Source organism: Mesorhizobium sp. WSM4847, from assembly GCF_055811335.1.
Genome location: NZ_JBVVPY010000036.1, coordinates 37,293 through 47,715, shown reverse-complemented (window position 1 = coordinate 47,715; position 10,423 = coordinate 37,293). Strand labels below are relative to the sequence as shown.

The 10,423-nt window shown below is 62.7% G+C and carries 9 protein-coding genes; 4 read left to right on the top strand and 5 right to left on the bottom strand.

Going from position 1 to position 10,423, the window contains the following annotated elements; all coding sequences use genetic code 11:
* Nucleotides 1-306: 306 nt before the first annotated feature.
* Nucleotides 307-1,413, bottom strand: a complete 1,107-nt coding sequence (locus AC0L28_RS32200) for a flavodoxin family protein (protein WP_473482414.1) — start codon at nucleotides 1,411-1,413, stop codon at nucleotides 307-309.
* Nucleotides 1,414-1,467: 54 nt separating this feature from the next.
* A complete protein-coding gene (locus tag AC0L28_RS32195) occupies nucleotides 1,468-1,947 on the bottom strand; it encodes an EF-hand domain-containing protein (RefSeq protein ID WP_473482412.1) in 480 nt (159 codons plus the stop codon).
* A 415-nt stretch (nucleotides 1,948-2,362) separates the two neighbouring features.
* Here AC0L28_RS32195 and AC0L28_RS32190 point away from each other — a divergent pair, with 415 nt between their 5' ends.
* Nucleotides 2,363-3,148, top strand: coding sequence for an ion transporter (locus tag AC0L28_RS32190; RefSeq protein WP_473482410.1), 786 nt, complete (start codon nucleotides 2,363-2,365; stop codon nucleotides 3,146-3,148).
* Nucleotides 3,149-3,705: 557 nt separating this feature from the next.
* Here the strand turns inward: AC0L28_RS32190 and rbsK are convergent.
* From rbsK to AC0L28_RS32175, 3 genes are all read right to left on the bottom strand, one after another.
* A complete protein-coding gene (gene rbsK, locus AC0L28_RS32185; RefSeq protein ID WP_473482408.1) occupies nucleotides 3,706-4,668 on the bottom strand; it encodes a ribokinase in 963 nt (320 codons plus the stop codon).
* Between the two features lie 4 nt (nucleotides 4,669-4,672).
* Nucleotides 4,673-5,125, bottom strand: a complete 453-nt coding sequence (locus AC0L28_RS32180) for an RbsD/FucU family protein (RefSeq protein ID WP_473482406.1) — start codon at nucleotides 5,123-5,125, stop codon at nucleotides 4,673-4,675.
* Nucleotides 5,126-5,221: 96 nt separating this feature from the next.
* A complete protein-coding gene (locus AC0L28_RS32175) occupies nucleotides 5,222-6,280 on the bottom strand; it encodes an ABC transporter ATP-binding protein (RefSeq protein WP_287137948.1) in 1,059 nt (352 codons plus the stop codon).
* Nucleotides 6,281-6,593: 313 nt separating this feature from the next.
* On the opposite strand from AC0L28_RS32175, the gene AC0L28_RS32170 reads away from it, so the two are divergent.
* The 3 genes from AC0L28_RS32170 (at nucleotide 6,594) to AC0L28_RS32160 (ending at nucleotide 10,408) form a co-directional block, all read left to right on the top strand.
* Nucleotides 6,594-8,258: an ABC transporter substrate-binding protein gene (locus AC0L28_RS32170; RefSeq protein ID WP_473482404.1), complete on the top strand. Its 1,665-nt coding sequence runs from the start codon at nucleotides 6,594-6,596 to the stop codon at nucleotides 8,256-8,258.
* Between the two features lie 99 nt (nucleotides 8,259-8,357).
* The gene (locus AC0L28_RS32165) at nucleotides 8,358-9,479 is read left to right on the top strand and encodes a carbohydrate ABC transporter permease (protein ID WP_128182059.1); all 1,122 of its coding nucleotides are present in this window, start codon (nucleotides 8,358-8,360) and stop codon (nucleotides 9,477-9,479) included.
* Between the two features lie 11 nt (nucleotides 9,480-9,490).
* Nucleotides 9,491-10,408: a carbohydrate ABC transporter permease gene (locus tag AC0L28_RS32160; protein WP_128182057.1), complete on the top strand. Its 918-nt coding sequence runs from the start codon at nucleotides 9,491-9,493 to the stop codon at nucleotides 10,406-10,408.
* Nucleotides 10,409-10,423: the final 15 nt, after the last annotated feature.

Below are 10,423 nucleotides of genomic sequence, written 5' to 3'. Positions count from 1 at the left end.
GCTGCGCTCACACCTTCCTGTCCGCTATCGCTTTCGCCGCCACATTCATCTTCTGGATCAATGAGTCCTGACCCTAGCTGAGGCGGTTTCATCATCTGCCGGCGTTGGTATCTTCAAACGCTCCGTCAGGGCGGTTTCGATCAGTCGCGTGGTCTCATGCTCGTTGAGCAGGCCGATCTGCAGATCCAGCTCGGCGCGGTGCTCGCTCAACGCTCCGCGAGCTGATGCTTGGCACGTTCGCCGACCAAGCTCGGGCGCGGTTTCCGTGCAGAATTCCGCCCCCCGTGCTTCGCTGATCGGGGTCGCCTATTTTTGCCTCGGGTCTTCCAGGCCGATGCCAATCTGACGGAAACGGCCCGCCCGACGTTCGATGACGGCTTCGGCGAGCGAGCGGGCGGCGTTGCGAACTTCTTCCTGGATTGTCTCGTCGGCGTCGAGTTCATCATGGCTTGTAGCGTACGGCTTCCAGTAACCGATGTAGCGGTCGAGCTCGGCGCTGGGGCCGGCCGGCGACAACTTCATGAAGCGCAGCCAGTCGGCGAGGGAATGCCGCACATTCTCCGCACCTTCGACATCGCCGTGCACGATCACAGAAAACAGCCTGCCTGCCAGATGACGCGGATAGTCCCACCCGGCCAGTTCTACCTCCTTTGCCTTTGCCGCATCCTTTCCTTGTGTCAGCGAGGGGTCCGGATTGCCACCGTCCGCGCAGACAAGCCTGTCCATCATCAGTTTGACAGGCGAAGAAACCTGATACCAATTCACCGGCGAGATGATCATGATACCGTGGGCGGCGACCCACATCGGGTAAATTTCGTTCATCCAGTCCTGAACTTGCCCAAGCGAATGGTTGGGATAGCAGGAGCAGGGCCAATGGCAGAGCGGAGCGGCCGTCGAAAAGCACGCCTTGCACGGATGGATGTTCCTCCCGTATTCGGAAGCAAGCCGCGACAGATCGAGAATTTCGACCGCAAGTTTCGTTTCCTTGTCGATGGTCTCACGGGCGATTTCGGCGAGCCGGAAACTCTTCGACATCTCGCCGGGACAGGTATGCTCGCTGCGCGACGACCCGTTGATGATCAACAGACACGGCGGAACCGTCAGATCCTCGTACCGACGCTGCGCCTGCAGCACCGCTTCGTGCGCCCCAAGCCAATCGACGGACAGATCGTAGTCGGGGTCGCTGAACGCAGGTCCGGCTTTCCTCGTGATCGGGCTCTTGCGGGAATCCGCATAAGCCTGCCAGGCGATCGAAGCGATTTGCTCAATCGACTGGGCGAGCGGTTCGAACGCCGGGTCGACGAATTGCTGCTTGTACCTCGCCTTGAAGGCTTTCTCACTCAGCCTGGGACTAGCCATGCCCTTGCGAGGCGCCGGGGCTTTCCCGGCAAACTTGCCAACGAGACCAGCCATTTCCGAATTCCTTTCCCGAATTTCGTCCAGGAACGCGCAAGTCTTTGCAGTGGTCTATTCACCCGTTCCGTCGGCACCTCCGTGGAAGAAGGATCGAATTTCCTCCCTGTCGATGCTGTCATCGGCGTCCTCGTCGACGGCGCTGAATATCCGCTCGACAAAATCCTGAACCTCGGTTTGAGACAGCGCCCCATCGCCGTCGGCGTCGACTATGGCGAACATCATTCGCATCCGTGCGCCATGCATCATCCCGCCTCCCATATGGCGCCGGTCATGCCTTCGGAAATCGCGATGCCAACGGTCGTCACCTCGCCGTTCTGCTCGCGGGCGGCGATGCTGCATTCTCTCCTCCAGCATCTCAGTCATCATCTCGCGCATCGTTTGGCGCATGGAGTCTTCGGTTGGCCCGCCTGGCGACGGCTGTGAACCTTGTGCAGGTGCGGCGGGCGCAGGCGAGCTCGTCTGGGATAGCGCCGGCGAAGCCAGCATAGCCAACGCCGCGGCAATTGCTGTGGTCTTGCTTGCTGATGTCATCGTGTTCTCCTTGGAGAATGGGTGGACCGAACGTGTCGGCATCCAAGCCAAACCCGCTGCTCCCCGCATGGTTCCTAGCGCGTTGCAACGCTGGTGATTGGTGAAACCGGCGATAACGGCCAATCTCCCCCCTTGAGGGGGAGATGCCCGGCAGGGCAGAGGGGGGTCGGTTCGACGGGGCGCGGCCTTCTCTCTTGCGACAGTGGAGGTTGGTGCTCGACGCGCGGCGACCCCCTCTGGCCTGCCGGCCATCTCCCCCTCAAGGGGGGAGATCAGCAGCTTAGCCGCAGCATTCTTCGGCTGTTTCGACTTTTTGTATCCGGTGCGCCACAAGCCGGCCATATGGGTTTGAGCATTGAATTTTCCCAGGTCCGGTTCCCATTTTCGGGTCCGATGCTCTAACGGAGAACAAGCCTTGGATGCCCTGAAATCGCTCATCGAATCGCGCCGCTTCGACCTCGCGATCATGGTCCTGATCCTGATCAACGCCGTCACGCTCGGCCTCGAAACCTCGCCCGATGCGATTGCGGCTTTTGGCCCGCTTCTAACGGCCATCGACCGCGCGATCCTCGGCGTCTTCGTGGCCGAGCTCGCGATCCGGCTGGTCGTCTACAGGACGCGTTTCTTCCGCGATCCATGGCGCATCTTCGACCTCTTCGTCGTCGGTTTTGCGCTGATCCCCACGACCGGGTCGCTCTCGGTACTGCGGGCGCTGCGCATCCTGCGGGTGCTGCGCCTGATCAGCATCGTTCCGTCGCTGCGCCGTGTCGTCACCGGCTTCATCACCGCCTTGCCCGGCATGGGCTCGATCATGCTGCTGCTCGGGCTGGTGTTCTACGTCTTTGCGGTGATGGCGACGAAGCTCTACGGCTCGTCCTTTCCCGAACTGTTCGGCGGCATACCAAAATCGCTGTTCACGCTTTTCCAGGTCATGACCCTCGAAGGCTGGTCGGACGGCGTGGTGCGCCCGGTCATGGAGGTCTATCCGGCCGCCTGGCTGTTCTTCATTCCGTTCATCATCGCGACCTCGTTCACCGTGCTCAATCTGTTCATAGGCGTGATCGTTTCGGCGATGGAGGCCGAGCATGAAGCCGTGGAATCGGCCGACAGGGCGACGCTGCACAGCGATCAGGCCATGATCCTGGCGGAGCTACAGGCGCTGCGGGCGGAGGTCCGCGAATTGTCCGGCGTTCGCGGCTAGATCGCCTCCGCGCGCATTGCAAAAGATTCCTGTCCGTTCGGCGGCTTGTGATGAGCCGTGAAAGAGCCCGCCGCTTCATTTGCGAAGCGGCGGGTCCCCCAATACCCCCTCGATTGCCAGGTCAAGATTGCCCCCCGGCTTCGCTGACCACGCAATTGCGGCGCCAGACCCAGTGACCCATTACGGGACACCTACGCCAAAGACGCAAGATGGGTTTGGCGATTGATATTAACTGTGGCTAATATGTCACCGTGGTCGGAACGGACTGATGTCACGACGGTGCAGAACCTTTGATGGCGGAGCTAGGCGCCCCCCTCTGTCCTGCCGGACATCTCCCCCCTCAAGGGGGGAGATTGGCAGCTTTGGCGCACCGCTCGCTCCTGCAACGGTGGCGGTTCGCGAAGGCGGCGGTGACGGCCGATCTCCCCCCTCGTGGGGGGAGATGCCCGGCAGGGCAGAGGGGGGTCGGTTCGACCGGGCACGGCCCCTCGCGGGCGAGAACGCCGGAGCTCCACGCGAGGCTACCCCCTCTGTCGCCTTCGGCGACATCTCCGCCCTCAAGGGGGGAGATCGGCAGCTTCGGCCTTGGCGAGCAGCGCCTCGACCTCTTGCAACGTCGGCATCGACGGCGCCGTGCCCGGCCGGGTGACCGAGATGCCGGCGACGGCGCAGGCGAAGCGGACCGCTTGCAGTGGGTCCACGCCTCTCGCAAGTGCTGCGGCCAGGCCGCCATTGAAGGCGTCGCCGGCGCCGGTGGTCTCGACCACGGGACCGGCTTTGATCGCGCCGACATGGTCGGAGCGGCTGGCCGTGTGCAGCAGCGCGCCCTGTTCGCCGAGCGTAACGATGACGGCGCCGGCGCCCTTTCCAAGCAAACGATCGGCGGCGCGGCGGGCGTCGTCGATGGAGGACACCTTGATGCCGGTCAGTTCCTCGGCCTCGGTCTCGTTGGGCGTGACATAGTCGCAGAGCGTGTAGATGCGCTCGGGCAGGCTTGCCGCGGGCGCCGGGTTGAGGATGGTCGTCACCCCTGCCCCGCGCGCGATCTCCAGCGCCCGCATCGCCGCCTCGATCGGCTGCTCGAGCTGGGTGACGAAGACGCCGGCCGAGCGGATCAGGCCGGCGTTAGCCTCGATGTCCTCGGGCGAAATCAGCATGGCCGCACCCGGGCTGACGATGATGGCGTTGTTGCCGCTCGTCTCCTCGACGAAGATATAGGCCGCACCCGTATAACTCTCCGGCGTGTCGATGACGGCGCTCTTCACCCCGGCCTGCGTCCAGGTTTGCCTGGCCATGTCGGCAAAGGGATCGACGCCAAGGCGCGTCAAAAAAGTGATGTCGGCGCCGAGACGGCCGGCCGCGACCGCCTGGTTGGAGCCCTTGCCGCCCGGGCCGAGGGTGAAGGATGTTCCAAGGATCGTCTCGCCCATGCGCGGCTGGCGGGCGGCGCGGTAGGCGGTGTCGGCGACGAAGACGCCCAATATGACGACAGGCTTGATGACCACAGGCTTGCCTGGCATCTCGCTACTCCGCGTCGGGAGGAACGACGCCCTTGCGGAAGGCAAAACAGCCATAGAAGCGGCGCTCGCCGGTCTGGATGACGCAATAGGCGTTTTTGGCACGTTCGTAGAAGGCGTAGCGCTCGACCGAAATCATCGGCCAGGCCTTGCCCTCAGCCGCATCGATCTCGCCTTGCACTTCTTGCTGCACGGCGGGAATCTCGTCCGGCTTGCCGACGATCTCCATGCGGGCCGCGGCATCGTCGACGAAAGTGTCCAGCGGATAGAGCGACAGCACCGCCTTGACCACGTCAGCCGCCGGTGCATCGATGCGCAGCAGCCGGCCGAGCACGGTCTGGCGGGCCACCGAATCGGAGGGGAAGTTGGTGTCGGCGATGATCAGATCGTCGCCATGGCCCATTGCCCGCAGCGCCTGAAGCACGTCGGCATTGAGCAGCGGATTGATCCCTTTGAGCATAGTTCCCTCCCGAACGGGCTTTTTTGATGCCAAGCCTGGCGCATGATCCCGAAGCGTTGTCGGTTTTCGGACAAGATCATGCGCAATTCAAAGTGTTTAAAGACGATTGCCGGTCTCTGCGTCGAAGAGATGGACCTGGTCGAGCCGCGGTTTCAGATACAGCGTGTCGCCCGGCTTGAAGTCGTGGCGCTCACGGAACAGCGCCACCATCTCGCCCTCGCCGAAACGCAGAAACACCAGCGTTTCGGAACCGGTCGGCTCGACGACGGAAATCTTCGCCGGCACGCCGTCAGGGTGGATTTCGAGATGCTCGGGCCGGACGCCGTAGACGACATTGCGCCCGTCCTCCACCTTGCTGCTTGCAGCGATCGGGAATGGCGTCCCTGCGATCTCGACGATGGATTTGTCGCCCTTGCGCACCACGCCCTTCAGAAGGTTCATCGACGGCGAGCCGATGAAGCCGGCGACGAACAGATTGGCCGGCCGGTCGAACAGTTCCAGCGGCGCGCCGACCTGCTCGATGCGGCCGTCGCGCATCACCACGATCTTGTCGGCCATGGTCATGGCCTCGATCTGGTCGTGCGTGACATAGATGGTGGTGGTCTTCAGCCGCTGGTGCAGTTCCTTGATCTCGGTGCGCATCTGGACGCGCAGCTTGGCGTCGAGGTTGGACAGCGGCTCGTCGAACAAAAACACCTGCGGATTGCGCACGATGGCGCGACCCATGGCGACGCGCTGGCGCTGGCCGCCGGAGAGCTGGCGAGGATAGCGCTTGAGATAGGGGTTGAGATCGAGGATATCGGCGGCGCGCTTGACCCGCTCGGCGACATCGGCCGGATCGGTCTTGCGCAGTTTTAGCGCAAAGGCCATGTTCTGCTCGACCGTCTTGTGCGGATAGAGCGCGTAATTCTGGAACACCATGGCGATGTCGCGCTTGGCCGGCGGCAGATGGTTGACGACACGGTCGCCGATGGCGATCGTGCCGCCGGAAACGGTCTCCAGCCCCGCCACCATCCTGAGCAGCGTGGACTTGCCGCACCCCGAAGGGCCGACCAGCACCACGAACTGCCCGTCGGCGATGTCGACGCTGACACCGTGCAGGACCTTGACGGTTCCGAACGCCTTGGCCACATTGCTGATCGCGACTTGAGCCATTGGCCCCCCTTTCGTTGCGGTGAAGCTAAACAACGCAAACAGCGAGGGCAAGTCAGTCTTTTATAGATAAAAAACCCCGTTCTCGTTTGACACGGCATCTGGTTGTGAGAATAGTGAAAGGGCTCGGGTTTCGACCCTGTTCCGGGCGCGCCGGCACGCTGGTCCGGACCACGGAAGTCGAAGCGTTGCGGGAGGAAAACTTGAGGAGCCGCTGTTGTTGGGGAACATTTCCAGCGCTCCAAACACGCGAACAATCACCGTTGAGAATCTCAATTGAGATTCTCAATCACCACAAGATTCTGGGAGGAACGAAATGAAAGTCAGCCTTTACAACCAATTCATGCGTGCGGGAGCCACTCGCCGCGATGTCCTCAAGGGCGCGGCCAGCATGGCCGCGATCGCCGCGGCATCCGGCGCCGGGCTCGGCGCGCTGACGCGCCCGGCTTCCGCCGCAAGCGAATTGCGCGCGCAGATCCTGCAGATCCCCGGCGTCGGCAAGGGCCAGCCGACCGATGCCGACTTCCAGCAGGTCGGCGAGCTTTGCCTGGAGGCGACCAAGGCCAACGTCAAGGAAGGCGAATTCGCCGGCGTCCAGCTCACCTTCATGGGGCTCAACAACCAGAACCTGCACAATGTGCTGTTTCGCGGCTTCCTGAAGCCGTGGGAGACCTATACCGGCGCCAAGATCAACTGGATCGACCTGGCGCAGGCGGACTACAACGCTCGCCTGCAGCAGTCGATCGCCACCGGCACCGTCGATTTCGACATCATCGAGATGGGCGCGCCGTTCGAAGGCGACGTCTGCGGCAAGGGCCTGACCTCCGAAATGCCGGACTGGGTCAAGGACCAGATCGACATGAAGGACGTCGTGGCCTATCTGCAGCCACCGGTCGGCACCTGGGACGGCAAGCAGTACCGGGTGACCGTCGACGGCGACGCGCACAATTTCAACTACCGCACCGACGTGTTTGCCGATGCCGACCTCGCCAAGGCGTGGAAGGACGGCGGCGGTGGCGGTGAATGGGGTGTGCCGAAGACCTGGCAGCAGGTGCAGGCGGTGACAAAATTCCTCAAGGGCAAGCAGTTCCAGGGCCAGGACGTTTTTGGCTATCTCGACGCACCCAAGGCGTGGGGCGGCTTCGGCTTCTATTTCCTCGGCAGCCGCGCCAGCGCCTATGCCAAGCATCCCGACGACAAGGCCTGGCTGTTCGATGCCGATACGATGAAGCCGCGCATCAACAATCCGGCCTGGGTGCGGGCGATCCAGGACGTGATCGACGCGCTGCCGTCCGAGCCTGCCGACCAGATCAACGCCGACCCGAACACCACCGCCTTCCAGCAGTTCCTGGCCGGCACCGGTTCGATGGTCACCTGGTGGGGCGACGTCGGCTCCAACGTCAAGACCAACGACAGTTCTGTCGTCGGCGACGTCACCGGCTTCTCGATCCTGCCTGGCTCGGACGACGTCTACAATTCCAAGACCGGCCAGTGGGACAAGCTCACAAGCGGCCCGAACTATTCGCCGAACTGCGCCTATCTCGGCTGGGGCGTCTACGTCATGGCTCGCGTCGACAGCGACGAAAAGAAGAAGAAGGCGGCCTGGTCTGCCGCTGCCCATCTCGGCGGCAAGGACTTGTCGCTCTGGTGCGCAGCATATCCGTCCGGATTCCAGCCCTACCGCAACTCGCATTTCGACATTCCGGAATGGGTGGCGGCCGGTTACGACGAGGCTTTCATCACCTCGTATCTGAAGTCGGAGGCCGACAGCTACAACCATCCGAACGCCGCGATCGAGCCGCGCATCCCCGGCATCTTCCAGTATTACAGCGCCGCCGAGGACATCCTGGCCAATACATTTGCCGGCAAGATGACGGCGCAGGAAGGCGCCGACGCCATTGCAGCCGCCTGGGAGAAGCTGACCGACCAGATCGGCCGCGAAAACCAGGTCAAGCTCTACAAGGCATCGCTCGGCATGTAGGTTGAGATTCTAGGAACCGCGGTCCGGCGACGCAAACCCGCCGGACCCCAGTTGGCCGGCCAGCCGGTCATAGCAGCCTTCAGTGAACGGACGAGACGCGTGGCTGACGAGACCTTGCCCACCAGTGCGTGGCCGGCAAACGCCGCTCCATCCGATCTGATATCGCCGGGCCGCAAGCGGCTCGGCCGGGCGTTGATGGCCGCTGCGACGCTCGGCCTGCTGGCCGTGATCGCAGTCCAGATCCTTTACAAGTCAGAGGTCGACACGATCGGCTTCGAGACCTGGCGGCCGGTCGTCTATGCCTATGTGCTGTGGGGTATAGCGCTCGGCATCGGCCAGGTGCTGACGCGCGGCGAAGACGGCCAGCGCGCGCTGTTCCTGCTGCCGGCGCTGCTGTTCACCATCGCCATGGTGATCTTCCCGACGCTGTTCGGCTTCTACATTGCGCTGACCGACTGGAACCTCAGTTCCTTCTCCGGCCGCAAGTTCAACGGGCTCGACAATTTCTGGCAGATGCTGGCCGATCCCTATTACCGCAACGCGCTGTTCAACATGGTGCTCTATGTGCTGGCGGTGCTGGTCGAATACGTCATCGCTTTCGGCCTCGCTTTGCTGCTCAACGCACAGATCCGCGCGCGTAAATTCTTCCGTGTCGTCTTCCTGATGCCGTTGATGCTGTCGCCGGTCGCGGTGTCGTGGATGATCGGCAAGTCGCTGATGGAATACCGCTTCGGGCCGGCCGCGGCGCTGGCGCGCCAGCTCGGCTGGGAAAACCCCGCCTTCTTCTCAAACCCGATCACCGCCCGCATCTCGATCATGGTGCTGGATGCCTGGACGTTCATCCCGTTCATGATGATCATGCTGCTCGCCGGCCTTCAGGCGATGTCACGCGAGGTCCTTGAGGCGGCCAGGGTCGACGGCGCCAATGCTTGGCAGACCTTCTGGCAGGTCACGTTTCCGCTGATGCTGCCGGTATCGGTGACCGCGATCATCCTGCGCATCATCTTCAAGTTGAAGCTTGCCGACATCATCATCACCGTCACCTCGGGCGGCCCGGGCGGCGCGACCGATTCCGTGTCGAGCTTCATCTACCGCGAGTATCGCGACCGCTCGAATGTCGGCTACGGCACCATGCTGGCGATGGCCTACCTCATCATCATCATCGTGTTCGTGACGTGGCTGTTGAAATTCGCCAATCGCTTCGTGCGCAACGTCAACTGACAGGCGGCCAGATGAGCGTTCAGACCACCGACTATACCGCTTCCGAAATCCGCTCGCCGACGAGCTTTTTCGCCAACCGCGTCTTCATCTATGGCGCGCTGGTGTTCTGGGCCTTCATCTGCCTGTTCCCGATCTACTGGACGATAACCACCTCGTTCAAGACCGCGGTCGACGTCACCCAGGGCCATCTCATCCCGTTCGTCGACTTCCAGCCGGACTGGAAGGGCTGGCGCTCGCTCGGCCTGTCGCCGGATGCGATCTTCCGGACCTCGACGGTGCGCGACGAGTTCATCAAGCGCTTCATGAATTCGGTCATCACCTCGGTCGGCGCATCGAGCCTCGCCATCGTCATTGGCAGCCTCGCCGCCTACGGCCTCACCCGCTTCCGCTATCACTTCGCCTGGTTCAAGAACGAGGACATCTCCTTCTTCTTCCTGTCGCAGCTGATCCTGCCGCCGGTGGTGCTCGCCCTGCCCTTTCTCGTGCTGTACCGGGAAGTCGGCATGCTCGACACGCGCATCGGGCTGATCCTGCTCTACACGCTGATGGTGCTGCCGATCGTTATCTGGATCATGCGCGACCAGTTCAACTCGATCCCAGTCGAACTGGAGGAAGCAGCCCTCGTCGACGGCCTGTCGATCTGGGGCGCCTTCTTCCGCATCGTCATGCCGATCGCGCTGCCGGGCATGGTCGCGGCGTTCATCCTGGCGATGGTGCTGTGCTGGAACGAGTATTTCTTCGCCGCACTGCTGACCTCGACCGACGCAAAAACCATTCCCGTGATGGTGGCGAGCCAGACCGGCTCGCAGGGCATCAACTGGTGGTCGATGGCCGCACTCGCCACCGCCGCGATAACACCGCTCGCCGTCATCGGCATCGCGCTGGAGCGCTACCTGATCATGGGCATGACCGCAGGCGCGGTGAAGTAGGCCCTCGCCACTCCT